Origin of the sequence: Pseudomonas sp. GW531-T4, assembly GCF_017349615.1 — a bacterium.
GTDB classification, from domain to species: Bacteria; Pseudomonadota; Gammaproteobacteria; order Pseudomonadales; family Pseudomonadaceae; genus Aquipseudomonas; species Aquipseudomonas chlororaphis_I.
The window spans coordinates 16,586-32,806 of record NZ_JACMZT010000013.1 but is presented as its reverse complement, the minus strand read 5'-3'; the positions used below and the strand labels follow the sequence as shown (position 1 = coordinate 32,806).

Annotated in this window: 14 protein-coding genes; 5 read left to right on the top strand and 9 right to left on the bottom strand. The window is 64.6% G+C overall.

Annotated elements, in window-relative coordinates:
* Positions 1–41: 41 nt before the first annotated feature.
* The gene (locus J4D28_RS12880) at positions 42–386 is read left to right on the top strand and encodes a DUF6124 family protein (protein ID WP_009050070.1); all 345 of its coding nucleotides are present in this window, start codon (positions 42–44) and stop codon (positions 384–386) included.
* 138 nt (positions 387–524) lie between these two features.
* On the opposite strand, the gene J4D28_RS12875 is transcribed toward J4D28_RS12880, so the two are convergent.
* The 4 genes from J4D28_RS12875 to dsbD form a co-directional block, all read right to left on the bottom strand.
* A complete protein-coding gene (locus J4D28_RS12875; RefSeq protein ID WP_256587585.1) occupies positions 525–3,827 on the bottom strand; it encodes an ATP-binding protein in 3,303 nt (1,100 codons plus the stop codon).
* Between the two features lie 148 nt (positions 3,828–3,975).
* Positions 3,976–4,743, bottom strand: coding sequence for a thiol:disulfide interchange protein DsbG (gene dsbG, locus J4D28_RS12870; RefSeq protein WP_009050068.1), 768 nt, complete (start codon positions 4,741–4,743; stop codon positions 3,976–3,978).
* Positions 4,719–5,591: a TlpA disulfide reductase family protein gene (locus J4D28_RS12865; protein WP_038634065.1), complete on the bottom strand. Its 873-nt coding sequence runs from the start codon at positions 5,589–5,591 to the stop codon at positions 4,719–4,721. Before J4D28_RS12865 ends, dsbG begins: the two co-directional genes overlap by 25 nt.
* Positions 5,591–7,330 carry a protein-disulfide reductase DsbD gene (gene dsbD / locus J4D28_RS12860; RefSeq protein WP_053269627.1) on the bottom strand — a complete coding sequence of 580 codons (1,740 nt, stop codon included), beginning with the start codon at positions 7,328–7,330 and terminating at the stop codon, positions 5,591–5,593. Before dsbD ends, J4D28_RS12865 begins: the two co-directional genes overlap by 1 nt.
* A 154-nt stretch (positions 7,331–7,484) precedes the next feature.
* Between dsbD and J4D28_RS12855 the strand changes: the two genes are divergently transcribed.
* From J4D28_RS12855 to J4D28_RS12840, 4 genes are all read left to right on the top strand, one after another.
* On the top strand, positions 7,485–8,162 hold the full coding sequence (locus J4D28_RS12855; protein ID WP_009050065.1) for a response regulator: 678 nt from the start codon (positions 7,485–7,487) through the stop codon (positions 8,160–8,162).
* 3 nt (positions 8,163–8,165) lie between these two features.
* Entirely contained in the window at positions 8,166–9,488 is a 1,323-nt protein-coding gene (locus tag J4D28_RS12850; protein ID WP_053269626.1) for an ATP-binding protein, read from the top strand.
* 256 nt (positions 9,489–9,744) lie between these two features.
* The gene (locus J4D28_RS12845) at positions 9,745–11,157 is read left to right on the top strand and encodes an aspartate aminotransferase family protein (protein WP_041987747.1); all 1,413 of its coding nucleotides are present in this window, start codon (positions 9,745–9,747) and stop codon (positions 11,155–11,157) included.
* Positions 11,158–11,238: 81 nt separating this feature from the next.
* Positions 11,239–11,463, top strand: a complete 225-nt coding sequence (locus J4D28_RS12840) for an MbtH family protein (protein ID WP_016704262.1) — start codon at positions 11,239–11,241, stop codon at positions 11,461–11,463.
* A 236-nt stretch (positions 11,464–11,699) separates the two neighbouring features.
* On the opposite strand, the gene J4D28_RS12835 is transcribed toward J4D28_RS12840, so the two are convergent.
* The 5 genes from J4D28_RS12835 to J4D28_RS12815 all read right to left on the bottom strand — a co-directional run bounded on the left by J4D28_RS12835 (position 11,700) and on the right by J4D28_RS12815 (position 16,193).
* Positions 11,700–12,527 (bottom strand): bifunctional 2-polyprenyl-6-hydroxyphenol methylase/3-demethylubiquinol 3-O-methyltransferase UbiG, encoded by an 828-nt coding sequence (locus J4D28_RS12835; protein WP_103330989.1) that lies wholly within the window; start codon positions 12,525–12,527, stop codon positions 11,700–11,702.
* A gap of 104 nt (positions 12,528–12,631) precedes the next feature.
* Positions 12,632–13,612, bottom strand: coding sequence for a metal ABC transporter solute-binding protein, Zn/Mn family (locus J4D28_RS12830; protein WP_103330988.1), 981 nt, complete (start codon positions 13,610–13,612; stop codon positions 12,632–12,634).
* Entirely contained in the window at positions 13,613–14,512 is a 900-nt protein-coding gene (locus J4D28_RS12825; RefSeq protein WP_103330987.1) for a metal ABC transporter permease, read from the bottom strand.
* A complete protein-coding gene (locus J4D28_RS12820; protein ID WP_009050060.1) occupies positions 14,512–15,267 on the bottom strand; it encodes a metal ABC transporter ATP-binding protein in 756 nt (251 codons plus the stop codon). Before J4D28_RS12820 ends, J4D28_RS12825 begins: the two co-directional genes overlap by 1 nt.
* Complete coding sequence (locus J4D28_RS12815; RefSeq protein ID WP_103330986.1) at positions 15,264–16,193, bottom strand: metal ABC transporter substrate-binding protein; 930 nt, start codon at positions 16,191–16,193, stop codon at positions 15,264–15,266. Before J4D28_RS12815 ends, J4D28_RS12820 begins: the two co-directional genes overlap by 4 nt.
* Positions 16,194–16,221 lie beyond the last annotated feature (28 nt).

The following is a 16,221-nucleotide window of genomic DNA, read 5'->3' as shown; positions in this document are numbered from 1 at the left end:
TTTGCTGGGTGTTCATATCCACTGTGTTGAGGACCGCATCCATGAAAAAGCCAATCCCTGTATATCGTTACCCTGAGTTGAAAACCGCCAATCAAACCTTGCGTCAGGCGCTGGCCAGTTCGCCTCCTGAAGCATTTGATTCTCTCCACGCCACTACGGCAGGGCCGGTAGGTCCGGATTCTCTTTTTTGTGTACGCGAAGGCATCAGCGCCGAAGAAGCCCTGGTGCATGTGTCGTTGCTGCTCAAATGCGCTGAAGAAGTCAGCGATGAAATCACCGAACGCGGCAGTGGCCTGGAGCGTGGGTTGATCTGGTCGATGGTCCATTCCGTGGAAATGGCCAGGGCGGTGGTGGATGCGTTGCTGGATGGGCGCGGCGCCCGTTGAGTCGTTTTTGAAGCGTTCATCCTGAGCGGGCTCGCCCCACAGGGGCCTGATCGTTGTTTCACAATCAGGTATCTGTGGGGGGCGAGCGCGTTCACCAAATATCTTCAGGTCAGCGTCAGGCGCTGACAGTGTTCAACGTTAGGCCTGCTCTTCCAGAGCATTCAGTTTTGCCAGAAAGGCAGCGGGCCCCATTCTTTGCAGCGGGAATTTGCCGCGACTCACCGCATCGAAATAGCGCAGCGACCCCCAGAGGTCAAAATCCCCGACCAGATAGACCCGACGTTTGGCCCGGGTGAGGGCAACGTTCAACAGGTTGGGTTTGGAGGCGGCCCACTGCGCCGCTCCCGCATGCTCGGGGTCTGCCCCCAGCAGCATGAACACGGTGTCTTGTTCCTTGCCCTGGAAGGTATGCACGGTGCCGATGGAGGCTTTCAACCACTGTTTCAACTCGCCCGCGGGTAATTTCGGGCGATGGTTGGGCCTGGCCCAGGCCGCCGCGCGTATGGCTTTCTGCAGGGCCAGGCGCACGGCCTTGAACGGCGAGATCACGTACAGCTGCGGCAGTTCTCCATCGCGCAGGTACAGCTGCCCGAGAAGATCGACCATGAACTCGATCTGCCTGGGGACGACCTGTTTGTGTTCGACATGGCCAGGGATATCGACCCAGCAACTGGAGCTGTACACCGGGGCGTCCTGTTCGGCGTGGGCGTTGGGCAGGCCAAAGACCATCTTGTTACCGTAGGCGATCTGGTTCGACAGGCTGAACATGGGTTCGATGCAGCGTCTGTGGACCCTCAGCGGGCTGCCGATCCACAGCTCTTCATCGGTGTCGTTCTTGAACACGCTGCCATAGCGATTGTTCTGGTCCGCCAGGCTCTGGACCGACACGCGATTGGGGGCGAAGGTATCGTTTGCCGTGTGCGCCGATAGCTGGCCCAGTGTCTTGACCAGGCGTTGCGGCAGGGTAAAGACCGGCTCGATTTGCAGGGGGTCGCCCACCACCATGGCGCGCTGCGCCCGCCACAAGGCACCGACGGCGGCCTGGGGCACGGCTTGCCCTGCCTCGTCGATGTACAGCCAGCCCAGAGAGCCGGCACCCAGCCCACGGAACTGGTTGCCAAAGGAGGCAAAGGTGCTCGAGACCACCGGGATCACCATGAACAGGCTTTGCCAGAGCACCTGGGTCAGTCGCTCATCCTCGGGTGTCTTGTTGCTCAGCAACAGGCTGATGGCTGCAAGGTTGGCGCTGAAGCCCTTGCCGTTCGAGCCTGAGGGCGCGACCTCGGCAAGCCAGGCCTCATGCAGGGTCAACGCCGCGGCGAACACGGTCGAGCGCAATCGGTTGAGCGCGGCATCATGCCAAAGCCCATTGATCTGGAAGTCGCTGTTCTCCAGCTCACTCAGCTGGCCTGGCAGGTTCGGACGGCCCAGGCGGCTGGCGAAATCGTCCAGGCATTGGCACTTGCTTTGCCATTGCGCTTTACGGGCATCGAGTTCGCTTTTACAGAACAGCAATGCGGTTTGCGCGCTTTCAAGTTCCGGTCTCAGGCTATTGTTCAGAAGGCTTTTCGCGCGGTTGATCTCTTCATGCGCCAGACGCTGGAGCCGGGCATTTTCCAGTTGTTCATTACGGTGGGTTTTAGCTGCTTGAGTATTGAACAAACGCTTCCACCAGACCGGACGACTGCGATCTATCAGGCGCTCCAGTTCCTGCAGGCTGCTCAGGTGTTGCGCCGTTGCTTGAAGTTGCTGTTGCTGGCGGTCGAGGGCTTGCTGGGCGGACGCCCTGGTCTGTTCGGCCTGATTGAATGACTGCTGTTGAGGGTGCAGGAAGGCCGGCTCATCGGTAGCCGCCATTTCTTCCAGCAGGCTGGCGTAGCGGGCTCGCTCCTCCAGCGCCTTGCTGACCTCCTCGTCGGCTTTTTTGAAGGCTGCGCAGGCCTCCTTGAAAGTGAGGCCCTTATAGTCATCCACCCATTGCCGAATCGTCAGGGGCGGATTGGGCTCGGTGGTGTCTACCGGGTTGAAAAACAAACGTTCCTGCAGGGCTTTTCGGTTGCTGCTGTTACCGAGTGCGGCGCAGATCAACCCCCAGGGTTTGTCCTCATCGGACAGGGGGCTGATGCTGCCATCGCTTTTCTGGGCAGCAATCTTATGGGCGACCGGTTGCAGGTACTGCACGTTGCTCCAGCATTTTCCCAGGGATTTGCGTTTGGGCAGGTCCCGGGAAATGTTTTCCACGGCGGCATTGTTGGAGGAGGCCACCACCATTTCATAGCCGGTCAGCTCAGGCTTGAGCGCGCGGATGGTGTAGGTATTCGGCATGCCCTTGAAGGTGACCTGCGGTTTTTTCCCGCCAACAAAAGCGTCTGCCGCCTCGCTGTATCCCGCCAATACCCGCGCTCGACGAACAATGTTCTCGGCGAACATGTCGCGCAATAAGGTCGTTTTGCCTGTCCCGGGTGGTCCGTTAACGGAGAACACCCCGCTGTTTTCCAAGGTGCCGAGCGCGGTATTGATCGCGAACTGTTGCATCAGGCTCATGGCATGGCCGGGCTCATCCGGCCAATGCCCGGGGTTTATGCATTGCGGTTGCAGGGCCTGGTAAATGGCCGTGCGGCCATGATCGGTATACAGGTCGATTCTTTTGCTCGGGTCGGCTTCGCCCAGGTACTGAAGCAAAGGCAGCGGCTGCTCTGCGCGCTGCAAGCTGGCGATCGCACGCTCGATGTCTTTTATGAAAAAGCTGTTGAGAATGTCGATCTCGGTATCGGGTTCTTCTTCATCCTCGACTTCCGGTGCCTGTGCCGCAGAGAGTTGGGTGAGTGGTTTCTCGACCTTGGGCTGGGTCAGGACTTGAAGCAATGCGACCGCGGTACCGCTGTTCTGCTCAGGCGTGAAACTGGCCCAGTTGCACAGCAGTTGATGTAAATGCAGGACTTCCTCAGCCATCAAGCTCGGGTCATCGTTTTGCTGGCGCTGTCCATGGAAGTTGTGCAACAGTTTGATCAACTGCTCCTTGGCGTCTTCGAAGGCTTGATGGCCAAGAGCGCCAAGCCCTTTGCTCACCGTTTGCCCCAGGGCCCAGGGAGCCGTCGACAGTGACACGGCATCCAGTTGCGGGACGGCTTGAGCGTTGAGCTTGATCTTGGCAAAGCACGTCAGCCCTTCAAGCTCCACCCGTTCCTGCTCTTCATAGAAGGTGTTCTCGTCTACCGATAAAGCGGCCAGGTGCGGTTCGCAAAGAGCCGCAATGACGGAGGCATCAAAGACTCCGATGTAGAGGTTGAAGCCTTTGACTTGAAGGTCGTCGGGGATGGAAAAGTTGCGCCAGCGGCTGTCCTTGCTCTGCTGGAGATCTTCCTGGGAGAGCCATCGGGTCTCCCATTCCTTGAAGTCCTCGACATATTTCTCGAGGGCATAAGGTAGAAAGAACTCCACCTTGTGCCAGTAGTCGAGAATGTCTAAAAGCCTAGCTTGTCCTTGAGCTATCAAAACGTCACTTCCCTGTCTGCGTGAATAAAGGCAGTAGTGTAACGCTGTCGGTAAGGCTAAAGGCCATTACGGGTCAGGTCTTGGCGCATCTCATTCATTTAGGCCCGAGAATCTTCACCAGCTTGCCTGGCGCCGGCGCGCCTTGTTGCTGTTGCAGTTCACCCTGGTCGTCCATGTAGAAGATCGCCGGGGTGGCGGACAGCTCCAGTTCGTCCATCAGCGCCATGTTGGCGTCGAGCTTGGCCTGGACTTCGGCGGGGATCTTGTCCAGGGGTTTGAGGCTGCTGCCCTTGCCGGCTTTTTCGTGGTCTTGCAGGGCTTTTTGCGGGTCTTTGGCGGCCAGCAGGGCGGCGGATTTGCCCGGGCTGTCTTCGCGGATGATGCCGACCATGATGTGCCGCAACTGGACCTTGCCGGCGTTCACCCAGGGCCGCGCCTGTTCCCAGAACATGTTGCAGTAAGGGCAGTTGGGGTCGCTGAACAGGTAGACCACGCGTGGCGCGTCGGCCTTGCCGTCGGCGATCCAGTTGCTCTTTTCCATCTTGGCCCAGACTTCCTTGGCCATTGGCGCATACACCAGTTTCTGCAGCGGCTCGGCGCTCAGGTCCTTGCCGTCGGCGTCGTACAGGTTGCCCAGCAGCACATGCTTGCCGTCCGGGGTCAGGTACAGGGCCATGCCACGGTTCTGGTACTGCGCGGCATAACCCTTGAGGCCGTCCGGGGCGTCGAAGCGGCCGACGATCTTGGCGCCTTTGGCTTCGATGTTCTTGATCGCCTGGGGCAGTTCTTCGGCGTGCAGCAGCGGTACCTGGAGCAGGGCCGCGCCCAGGGACAGGCTCAGCAGGTGGCGGATGAAGGGCATGGCAGTTTCCTTGAAGGGGCGGCCTGCGTGGCCGTGGTCGAATGCGGTCGGTCGAAATGTTCCAGGGCGCGGGCCAGGCTGGCCTCGGACAGCTCGCCCAGGTGGCTGCCGAGCATGCGCCCGTCAGCGCTATAGAACAGCGTAGTCGGTAGCGCCATGGAGCCCACGGCCTGGCCCAGGCGGCCGCTGCCGTCGAACAGCACGTTGTTCAGGTTGAGGTCCTGGGTGGCCAGGAAGGTGCTGACGCTCTGCATGCTTTCGGCCTGGTTGACGAACAGGAAGGTCAGGTCCGGGCGCTGCTGCTGGGCTCTTTCCAGCACCGGCATTTCCCGGCGGCAGGGCGGGCACCAGGTGGCCCAGAGATTGATCACCAGGGGCTTGCCCTGGTAGCTGGTCAGTTGCACGGTGCCGCCGTCGGCGTTGCGCAGGGCGATCTCCGGCAGCCGTGTGCCTTGTTCGAAAATGCCCAGGGACAGGGTGGCGAGCAGCCAGAAGGCCAGGCCGCTGCCGACCCCGGCGCCCAGCGGCTTGCGCAGGGCCGGGCGGCGCCAGCCCCAGGCGAGGGCGGCCAGCAGCAGGACGATCGCCCCCGGCCAAGGGAGAAAACCACCGTCGCGCAGGTCGATGATCTGCCACAGGTCGTGGCGGTAATGCTTCCAGTAGGCGACCACGAAGCCGATGCGCGCTGCCAGCATGCCCAGCAGGAACAGGCCGAACAGCACCGATTCCGGGTTCTCGCCACCGCGCTTGGCGACTCGCCAGCCAACCAAGGTGGCCAGCGCCAGGGCACTGATCAGCAGCAGGTGGTTGAGCGCGATGGCAAAGGTGCCGATGGTAAAGGTCAGCATCAACGGGCTTCTCGGGTAGCGGTCCAGCGTTGCAGGAAGCCAGCGGCGTCTACCTCGCCGGTAATCCGCTGGCTGCGTCGTTCTTCGCCGTCCGGGCCGATCCACAGCAGGCTCGGCGGCCCCGGCACTTTATACCGGTTGAGCAGTTCGCGGCTGGCGGCGTTGTCGGCCGTCACGTCCAGGCGCAGCAAGCGCACGTCTTTCAGGGCGTCGAGGACCTGGGGTTGGCCGAACACCTGTTTCTCCATGATCTTGCAGGACACGCACCAGTCAGCGTAGTAGTCCAGCAGCACCCACTGGCCCTGGGCCCTGGCGGCGTCGAGAGCGCCTTGCAGGTCGGCCGGCGCCTTGACGGTGGTGAAGGCGTCGTGGGCGCTGACCGCCGCCACGGCATTGCCGCCGCTGTAGACCTTCAGCGGTCGCCACAGGTCGTCGCTGCCACCGGCGGCGCCCACCAGCAGCAGGCTGCCCCACAGGCCGAACACCACCGAGCCGGCGCCGAACAGGTGCCCGGCGCGCCCGGCGGCACGCATCTGATACCAGGCGGTGTAGGCCAGGACCAGCGCCAGCGCGCCCCACAAGCCGATCCACAGCGACTCGTCGAGCACCGGGCGCAGCAGCACGATGGCGGTACCGAGGAACAGGAAGCCGAACACGCCCTTGAGCAGGTTCATCCACGGACCGGGCTTGGGCAGGAAGCGGTTGCCCAGGGTCACCAGCAGCAACAGCGGCAGGCCGATGCCCAGGCCCATGACGAACAGGATCAGCCCGCCATGCAGGGCGTTGCCGCTCTGGGCGATGTACAGCAGGGCGCCGGCCAGCGGCGCGGTCATGCACGGGCCCACCAGCAGGCCGGACAGGGCGCCGAGCACCCCGGCGCCGACCAGGCTGCCACCGCGGCGCGAACGGCTGGCGTTTTCCAGGCGGTCGCGCAGGGCCGCCGGCAGTTGCAGCTCGAAGAAGCCGAACATCGGCAACGCAAGGATCACGAACACCGCGGCAAAGCTGCCCAGCAGCCAGGGCTGTTGCAGCAGGGCTTGCAGATTGGCGCCGAGCAGCGCGGCCAGTACGCCCATGGCGGCGTAGACCAACGCCATGCACACCACATAGCTGCCGGCCAGGGCGAAGCCGCGACGCGGGCTGGCGCCGCTGCCTACCACCAGGCCGGCGAGGATCGGCAGCATCGGCAGCGAGCAGGGGGCGAAGGCCAGCAGCAGGCCGAGGCCGAAGAACACCAGCAGGCTCCAGCCCAGGGCCCGCTGTTGCAGGCCGCTGGCCAGGACCTGGTCGCTGGCCTCAGGGGTATTGGTTGCATTGGCGGCGGCCGGGCTGCCGCCCAGGTCCACTTCCAAAGATTGCGGCGGGTAGCACAGGCCGGCGTCGGCGCAGCCCTGCCAGCCGAGCTTGACCTTGCCGGTGGCGCCGGCGGGGATTTTCAGTTCCAGGCCCTGGCGATACACCTGCTGCGCGCCGAAGAATTCGTCACTGTGGGCCTCGCCCTCGGGCAGCGCCGGTTTTTGCGCGTCCGCCAGGCCGTCGAATCTCAGCCGCTGCTGATACAGGTAATAACCATCGGCGATTTGCCAGAACAGCTGGGTTTCCCCCGAGGCCAGGCGTTCGGAGGTGAAGACGAAGGCTTTGCCGACCGGGAGAAAGTCGGGTTTGACCTCGAACGGGTTGTTACCCGCCTGGGCCAGGCCCGACAGCAGCATGAACAACAGGATGAACAGACGACGCATGGAAAAGCCTTAAACCGGTGCAAGTGGGGGGCACAATGGCCGATGGCGATTAACCGATGATTAACCCTGCACGCCTTGTGACACTGGCGGTGCGGGCATAATGTCGGCTTAATCGGCGATAGTTTTAATGCACCCCTTTTCTACAGGTTTCACCATGCACGTACTGGTCTGTGAAGATGATGAACTGATTGCCAGCGGGATCGTGGCCGGCCTCACGGCCCAGGGCCTGACGGTCGAACACGTGGCCACCGCCTCGGCGGCGCGGGCCATGCTCGGCGTGGCGGAGTTCGACGTGATGGTGCTCGACCTCGGCCTGCCCGACGAAGACGGCCTGAAGCTGCTCAAGCAGCTGCGCCACAACGGCCTGGAAATCCCGGTGCTGATCCTCACCGCGCGGGACTCGGTCAGCGACCGGGTCGACGGCCTGCAGGCCGGCGCCGACGATTACCTGCTCAAGCCCTTCGACCTGCGGGAACTGGCGGCGCGCCTGCACACCCTGTTGCGCCGGGTGGCGGGGCGCAGCGTCAACCTGATCGAACACGGCCGCCTGACCTACGACCCGAGCACCCGCGAAACCCTGCTCGGCGGCCAGCCGGTGGACCTGTCGCGACGCGAGCAGTCGCTGCTCCAGGCACTGCTGCACAACCGCGGCCGGGTGCTGTCCAGCGAACAGCTCAAGGACAGCGTCTACGGCTTCAACGACGAACTGGAAAGCAATGCCCTCAACGTGCACATCCACCACCTGCGACGCAAACTCGGCAATGGCATCGTCGAGACCGTGCGCGGCCTGGGCTATCGCCTGGGGCCGGCGGATGGTGGGGAGGAGTCGTAAGTGATGAGCCTGCGTTTGCGCCTGAGCCTGACCATCGGCGCGGCCTTCGTGCTGATCTGGGCACTGGCCGCGGCCTGGATGTTCAGCGACTTGCGCAACCAGATGATGTTTTCCCTCGACCAGCGCCTGGTGGCTTCGGCGCGCATGGTCGCCGGCCTGCTGGAACAATTGCCGCCGTTGTCGAGCAAGGGCGAGGGCACTCATTTCAGTGCCGAACAGCTGAACATTCCCGGGGGCATGGCCTGCCAGGTCAGCTCCCTGCGCGGCGAGATTCTTGCCCGCAGCCATAACCACCCCGACGAGAAACTCGAAGCCGAACGCATGGGCTTTCACGACCAGATGATCGATGGCGTGCGCTGGCGCAGTTTCACCCTGGCCCGGGGCGACCTGCGCATCACCACTGCCGATCGGCAGGTCGAGCGCGAGGCGTTGAACATGTCGGTGCTGCTGGCTGCCTCGGTGCCAGTCGGCGTGGCGTTGCTGGGCTGCCTGTGGTTGCTGTGGCTGGGGATCGGCCAGGGCCTGGCGCCGCTGAACCGCATGCGCGATGCCTTGATGCGCCGTAGCGCCGACTCTCTGGAGCCGTTGCAGATCCAGCCGCTGCCCAGCGAGTTGCGGCCGTTGCTGGAAACCCAGAACCAGCTGTTCCAGCGCATCGGCAAGACCATCGAGCGCGAGCGCCGCCTGACCGGCGACGCTGCCCATGAGTTGCGCAGCCCGCTGACGGCGATCAAGACCCACCTGCAAGTGGCGCGCATGACCGACGGCGCGGCCCGCGATCAATCCCTGGCGCGCGCCGAAGAAGGCGCCGACCGTCTGCACCGGACCCTGGAGCAACTGCTGTTGCTGGCACGGGTCGAAGGCAGCCTGTCGTTCGAGGACGGCGTGCAGTGCAATGCCGAACAGGTGGCGAAAACCGCGATCCAGGACGCCGCCAGCGGTGCCCGGCAACGGATCCGGCTGCATATCGACGAGCGGGTGTCGGCGGCACCGCTGGAAATGCCCTCGGTGCTGGCCATCGCCGCGCTGCGCAACCTGCTGGACAACGCCCTGCGTCATACCCCGAGCGATGCGCCGGTGGAGCTGAACCTGGAAGCCCTCGGCAACCGCGTGCGCTTCCAGGTGCGCGACCATGGCAGCGGCATTCCCGAGGATGATTTGCAGCACCTGACCCAACGCTTCTGGCGCAACGGCCAGAGCACCGGCTGCGGCCTGGGCCTGGCCATCGTCCAGGCGATTGTCCAGCGCTGCGGTTGCGTGCTGCATTTCGACAGCCGGCCGGATGGCTTGCGGGTCGAGCTGACCATGCCGCTGCAATCGACCTGACGCCCTCATCGCGGGCAAGTCGGATCGCCGCCCGCTCGCTCCTACAAAATCCTGTAGGAGCGAGGCTTGCCCGCGATGACGTCTTGATGTCCACCACCACCTTCGTGGTTGATACGCAATAAACCTCTCCCAGGTGTAAATCCTCTCGTCGCTGATGCGTTTCCAGAACAGGAAAACCTGCGAGTGCGCGCTGAACCGGCTGCGTACCTGTGTGGTGTGCGGTTTCGCTCAACTCATCAGCGTGAGGATTCGAGAGATGTCAGTTGCTACCAGCCTTGTCGACGATCAGCCCGCGCGGACCAGTGCCGCGCCGGCCGAAACGCTTTACCAGTTCACCGAATCGCCGTTGCTGGCCCGGCAGAACCAGCAGGAATCCAATGCCCGCAGCTACCCGCGGCGCATTCCCCTGGCGCTCAAGCGCGCGCGCGGGATTCATGTCGAGGACGTCGAAGGCCGGCGCTTCATCGACTGCCTGGCCGGTGCCGGGACCCTGGCCCTGGGCCACAACCACCCGGTGGTGATCGAGGCGATCCAGCAGGTGCTGGCTGATGAGCTGCCGCTGCTGACCCTGGACCTGACCACGCCGGTCAAGGACCAGTTCGTCCAGGACCTGTTCGGCCTGCTGCCGCCGGCCCTGGCCGCCGAGGCGAAAATCCAGTTCTGCGGCCCCACCGGCACCGACGCGGTGGAGGCGGCGTTGAAGCTGACCCGTACCGCCACCGGCCGCAGCACCGTGCTGTCGTTCCAGGGCGCCTACCACGGCATGAGCCAGGGCGCCCTGAGCCTGATGGGCAGCCTGGGGCCGAAGCGGCCGTTGGGTGCGCTGCTGACCAATGGCGTGCAGATCCTGCCGTTCCCTTACGACTACCGCTGCCCGTTCGGCCTGGGCGGCGAAGCAGGGGTGAAGGCCAACCTGAGCTACCTGGAAAACCTGCTGAGCGACCCGGAAGCCGGCGTGCAACTGCCGGCGGCGATCATCGTCGAGGCGGTGCAGGGCGAGGGCGGGGTGATTCCCGCCGACCTCGACTGGCTGCGCGGTGTGCGTCGCATCACTGAAAAGGCCGGTGTGGCCTTGATCGTCGACGAGATCCAGAGCGGTTTCGGCCGTACCGGCAAGATGTTCGCCTTCGAGCACGCCGGGATCATCCCGGATGTGGTGGTGATGTCCAAGGCCATCGGCGGCAGCCTGCCGATGGCGGTGGTGGTCTACCGCGACTGGCTCGACACCTGGCTGCCGGGCGCCCATGCCGGCACTTTCCGTGGCAATCAGATGGCCATGGCCACCGGTTCCGCGGTGATGCGCTACCTCAAGGAACACAAGGTGGCCGAGCATGCCGCCGCCATGGGCGAGCGCTTGCGCGAGCACCTGCGGATCCTGCAGCGCGACTTCCCGCAGATGGGCGACATTCGCGGGCGGGGCCTGATGCTGGGGATCGAGCTGGTGGACCCGGCCGGCGAGAAAGACGCCCTGGGCCATCCGCCGCAGTTCAGCCGCCTGGCGCCGCTGGTGCAGCGTGAATGCCTCAAGCGCGGGTTGATCCTGGAAATGGGCGGGCGCCATGGCAGCGTGGTGCGTTTCCTGCCGCCACTGGTGATCACCGCGGCGGAGATCGACCAGGTGGCGGATATTTTCAGCCGGGCTTTGGCGGCGGCGGTCGCCAGCCTCTAATTTTCCACGGGCCTCGAACGTTCCTTATTCACAACCGCTGCGCGCTCGGCGCAGCGAGCCTTACAGCGATGGAGACACGTAATGACTTCAGTATTTGACCGCGAGGACATCCTCTTTCAGGTAGTGGTCAACCATGAGGAGCAGTATTCGATCTGGCCGGACTACAAGGCTGTGCCACAAGGCTGGCGCACCGTGGGCAAGAGCGGCTTCAAGAAGGAGTGCCTGGCCTACATCGAAGAGGTATGGACCGACATGCGCCCGCTGAGCCTGCGGCAGAAGATGGACGCCCAGGCGGCCACCAACTGATTACCCCGCCGCTGTAGCCGCTGCCGAGCCTGCGAGGCTGCGATCGACTGCGCAGCAGGCGCAAAACCTGAGAATGCGTTGGGTCAGGATAATCGCGTTGGCCCCATTGCGGCCGCTTCGTCGGAATGCCGCCCAGCCCGATCGCAGCCTCGCCAGGGCTCGGCAGCGGCTACAGGGAGTGTGGGGATGTGGAAAGCCCGCTGGAGATACAGTCCTGCGGGCTTTTTTTGTGGGCGTCAGATCGGGCGCTTGATGGCTTGCAAGGTGTAGCTCAATGGCAGGCGCAAGGGCGCTTCCTTGAGGTGCCATTCGCCGTGTTCGTCACAACGCATCTGCCCGGGCAGGGCGTCCCAGGGGATGCTCTGGTGTTCCACCAGGCCGCTGATCTGCAGGTCGTGCTTGAGCAGCGCGCTGACGATTTCCCCCAGGCCGTGGTTCCACGCATGGGTCACCGTGGCCTTGAGCGGCCGGTCGGTGCTGACGTAGGTGCTGTCGTCGTCCCACACCAGCGGTTCGCTGTGCTCGAAGTAGGGCAACTCCACCAGCAGCGTATCCTCGCGCCTTTCGTCCAGGGCCCAGAGCATCGGGTGGCCTTCACGGATAAACAGCCGGCCACCGGGCTTGAGCAGTTCGCTGACATTACGCGCCCAGGTATCGACGCTGGGCAGCCAGCACAGGGCACCGATACCGGTGTAGACCAGATCGAAGGCTCCCTTGGGCAGTACTTCGGAGGCCTTGTAGACGTCGGACTCGACGAACTCGATAGCCGTACCCGTGCGCGCCATCAGGCTGCGGGCTTCGGCCAGGGACGCGGGGGAGAAATCCAGCCCGGTCATCCGCGCGCCGAGGCGCGCCAGCGACAGGGTGTCGGTGCCGATATGGCATTGCAGATGCACGCCGCGCAGGCCGCTGATGTCGCCCAGCAGCGGCAGGTCGAAACGCACCACCTCGGACAGGTGCCGCGGGTCGTCGACAAACATCTGTACCTGATAGTCCGGCGAGGCCGCGTGCAGCGGTGCGCGCTCGTCCCAGTTGGCCTGGTTGAGCTTGAGGTAGTCACTCATGGCGGGGCTTCCTGTCCGTTCAAGGGAGCAGCAGGCTAGCACCGGCGACGCGGGCGATTCTTGGGGGAATTTGTAAGCCGCGCCATTTCCCCTGTAGGAGCGGGTCAGGTTTTCGGAGCGAGGGCGCTGGTGATCTGGCTGATGTTGCTCTCCAGCTCCGCCAGCGGGTCGGCGCTGTCGGTTTGCAGCACCAGCAACTGGCTGCCGGCGGCGCTGATGGCGGCCTTGATCGCGTCGGACGGCTGGCGGTGATGCAGGACGATGGTCACGTCGTTGTCCTTGAGCCGGGCTTGCAACTGCTGCAGCGCTTCGGCCGTCCACTCGTTGTCGGCGCGGGCGTCGACCTCCAGCAGTTCCAGGTTGAGCCCGCTGACCAGATAACCGAAGTGGTCGCTGAGGCTGAGCACGCTGAGGTTGTCGGCGTTGGCCAGTTGCCCCTCGGTATCGGCGCTGAGCTTGAGCAGGCGTTGCTTGAGGCTGGCCAGGTTGGCGTCGATCTTCGGCTTGGCGGCGGGGGCCAGGCGCACCAGATCGGCGGCCAGCACATCGGCCATGCGCCCTAAATTGTTGCTCGACAGCCACGGCTGGCTGTTCAGGCCATCGCTCTTACCGGGTTGCAGGGCCACCCCGGGCAGGGCGCCGTCCACCGGGCGCGCGGCATCGACTTCGACGATGCGGATGTTGCTGCGCCGCGCGTTGGGGTACAGCGGGTCGTCCGGCCAGATCGAGCGCAGGCCGATCACCGCGTCGGCGTCGAGGGCCAGCTTGTGCAGCGCCGGGGCGCCGCGGCCGGTGAAGTAGGCGGTCTGGCGCGAGCCCGGCAGGTTATCGGGGGCGGCGCGCTCGAGCTGCACGTCGGTGCCTTGCAGCAGCAACTGGCCGAGGCCGAAGGTCACCGGCAGCGAGGCCAGTACGGTCAGCGGCTTGTGTGAGCTGGCGCTGTGCAGCGCCGTGGTGCCCAGGCTCTGGTTGGCGGTGACGCGCATGGGTTCGAAACGGTCCGGCTGGGCCAGGGCCGGAGCGCTGCTCAGCCCGGCCAGGGCGAGGGTCAAGGGTAGTGTCAGGTGACGTAATGAACTGTGCATTTATCCGATATTCCCTTTGAGGCTGGGGACAATGCCGCGGGCAATGGCGGCCAGGGCGAAGGCGACACCGGCCACCAGGATGATCGCAGCGCCGGAGGGCACCGGCAGGTCGAAGAGGATCGGCAGCAGGATGCCGCACAGGGTGCTGACCGTGGCGATCAGCACCGAGATCCAGAAAAAGCCCTTGAGCGACTGGCTCAACAGGCGCGCGGCCGCCGCCGGAATCACCAGCAGGGCGCCCACCAGGATCGCGCCTATGACTTTCACCGCGGCCACGGTGATCAGGGTCACCAGGATCACGAACAGGTAGTCCAGGGTCTTCACCGCGACGCCGCGCACTGCCGCCAGTTGCGGGTTGAAACTGGCCAGCATGATGCGGTTGTACAGCGGCAGGCTCAGGCCCATCACCAGGGCGCCGACGATCAGCAGCACCAGCAGGTCGTTGCCGTTGACCGTGAGCACCGAACCGAACAGCACGTTCTCGAGGATGTGCACGTTGATCTTGCCGGCGAGGATCAGCAGCAGGCTGGCGCCCAGGGCCAGGGACACCGAGAGGAACACGCCGATCAGGGTGTCCGGCGCCAGGCCGGTGCGGTTGCGCAGGTAGTTGAGCAGGATGCCGAACAACAGGCAGTAGCCGAACAGGCTGCCGTACGGGCCGGTGTAGGGCTCGCCGAGCAGAATGCCGATGGCCACGCCAGTCAGGGCCGCATGGCCTACCGCTTCGGAGAAGAAGGCAAAGCGCTTGACCACCACCAAGGTGCCCAGGCCGCCGAGCACCGGGCCGATCAGCAATCCGGCGAGCAGGGCGTTGACCACAAACCCATAGGCCAGGGTTTCCGGCAGGTAACCGGAGGAGGCCCAGCCCTGGATCATCAGACGAAAGGCTTCGTAACTCATCAGGCAACACTCCCGCTGACAATGTCCGCGCTGCGCGGGTGGGTGGAAAACAGCGTCAGCAGGCGTTCCGGGGTCAGCGCCTGTTGCGGCTGGGCGTCGAACAGCACCCGGCGATGCAGGCCGGTGACCCGGTCCGCCAGGCGGCCGACCGCTTCCAGGTCGTGTTCGATCCACAGCAGGGTGATCCCGGCCTGGCGCCAGTCGCCGAGCAGGCGCTCGAAGACCTGGATGCCGGCCTCGTCGAGGGCCGACATCGGTTCGTCCAGCACCAGCAGTTGCGGCGCCGGGATCAGCCCCTGGGCCAGCAGCACCCGCTGGCGTTCGCCGCCGGACAGGGCGCCCATGCGCCGCTTGCGTTTGTCCTGCATGCCGACCCGCTCCAGGGCCTCGCCTATGGCCGCGGCGTAATGCCGGCTGAGGCCGAGGAAAGCCGGGCGGCGCTGGCACATGGCGGCCATGAAGTCATCGACGGTCATCGGCAGGCCGCGATCGAACTCCAGGGCTTGCGGCACATAGCCGATCACCCCCGGTTCGCCCGGCCAGTGCAGGCTCAACCGGCCCTGGTGGGGCATCTGCCCGAGCAGGGTCTTGATCAGCGAGCTCTTGCCGCCACCGTTGGGGCCCACCAGGGCATGTAGGGTGCCGGGCTGCACCTTGAAGCTGACGTTGTCGAGGATGGTGGTGCGGCCCAGGGTCAGGCTGACCTGGTCGAACTCGATGGACGGGCCGCGGGCCAGGCTGTGCAGGGCGGTCATGCGCCGGCCTCCTGGATCGCCCGGACCACGGTGTCGAGGTTGCCGGCCATTTCCTTCTCGTACTTCTCGGCGCTGTAGTCGCCGTAGGAAATGTGCGACAGCGGGTACAGCTTGACCCCGGACTCGCGCTGGATGGTGTCGACGTAGGTGGACGGGAAGTCCATCTCGGAGAAGATCACCTTGACGTCCAGTTCACGCAGTTGGTCGATGGTCTTTTTCAACTGGCTCGGGCTGGGCTCGATGCCGTGGGCCGGCTCGACCACGGCGGTGACTTCCAGGCCGAATTCGCGCAGCAGGTAATCGTAGGCGGCGTGCACCGTGGCCACCCGCAGGTCGGCGTTGGGCGCCTTGGTCAGCTTGGCCAGGGCGTCGGCGCGCATCTGCCGCAGGCGTTTGCCGTAGGCGCGGGCATTCTGGGTGTAGGCCTTGGCGTTGGCCGGGTCCATCTTGCCCAGCTCGCGGGCGATGTTGTTGACCTGGGCGATGGAGGCGCTGATGGACAGGAAGGTGTGCGGGTTGACCACCTTGCCGGCGCCGCGTGCGGCGATGCCGGTGGCGGCCAGCAGCGGCACGTTCTGGTTGGCCTCGATCACCGGGATGTCCGGACGTTCGCTGGCCTCGATCATGCGGTCGGCGAAGTCGTCGTGGCCGACGCCGTTGAGCACGATCACGTCCAGGGTGCCTATGCGCTTGATGTCTTCGGCGCGCGGCTCATAGGCGTGGGGGTTGAAGCCGGCGGGAATCAGCGGCACGACCTCGGCCTTGTCGCCGACGATATTGGCCACGTAGCTGTAGTAGGGGTGCAGGGTGATGCCGACACGCAGGCGCTTGGCCTGGTCGGCGGTGGCGAGAGGGCTGAGCAACAGGGCGAACAGGCTGACCAGCAGCACCCGCAGGAACGGGCGGCGTTGAGATGAAATAGGCATGGGCTAGCGGTCTTCTCTCGGGTGAATG

Coding starts and splice junctions, on each gene's coding strand:
- J4D28_RS12820 (WP_009050060.1), bottom strand. CDS start 15,267: ATGACCGCCCTGCACAGCCTGGCCCGCGGCCCGTCCATCGAGTTCGAC.
- J4D28_RS12865 (WP_038634065.1), bottom strand. CDS start 5,591: ATGCTGACCTTTACCATCGGCACCTTTGCCATCGCGCTCAACCACCTG.
- J4D28_RS12825 (WP_103330987.1), bottom strand. CDS start 14,512: ATGAGTTACGAAGCCTTTCGTCTGATGATCCAGGGCTGGGCCTCCTCC.
- J4D28_RS12830 (WP_103330988.1), bottom strand. CDS start 13,612: ATGCACAGTTCATTACGTCACCTGACACTACCCTTGACCCTCGCCCTG.
- dsbD (WP_053269627.1), bottom strand. CDS start 7,330: ATGCGTCGTCTGTTCATCCTGTTGTTCATGCTGCTGTCGGGCCTGGCC.
- J4D28_RS12815 (WP_103330986.1), bottom strand. CDS start 16,193: ATGCCTATTTCATCTCAACGCCGCCCGTTCCTGCGGGTGCTGCTGGTC.
- J4D28_RS12835 (WP_103330989.1), bottom strand. CDS start 12,527: ATGAGTGACTACCTCAAGCTCAACCAGGCCAACTGGGACGAGCGCGCA.
- J4D28_RS12855 (WP_009050065.1), top strand. CDS start 7,485: ATGCACGTACTGGTCTGTGAAGATGATGAACTGATTGCCAGCGGGATC.
- J4D28_RS12840 (WP_016704262.1), top strand. CDS start 11,239: ATGACTTCAGTATTTGACCGCGAGGACATCCTCTTTCAGGTAGTGGTC.
- dsbG (WP_009050068.1), bottom strand. CDS start 4,743: ATGCCCTTCATCCGCCACCTGCTGAGCCTGTCCCTGGGCGCGGCCCTG.
- J4D28_RS12850 (WP_053269626.1), top strand. CDS start 8,166: ATGAGCCTGCGTTTGCGCCTGAGCCTGACCATCGGCGCGGCCTTCGTG.
- J4D28_RS12880 (WP_009050070.1), top strand. CDS start 42: ATGAAAAAGCCAATCCCTGTATATCGTTACCCTGAGTTGAAAACCGCC.
- J4D28_RS12845 (WP_041987747.1), top strand. CDS start 9,745: ATGTCAGTTGCTACCAGCCTTGTCGACGATCAGCCCGCGCGGACCAGT.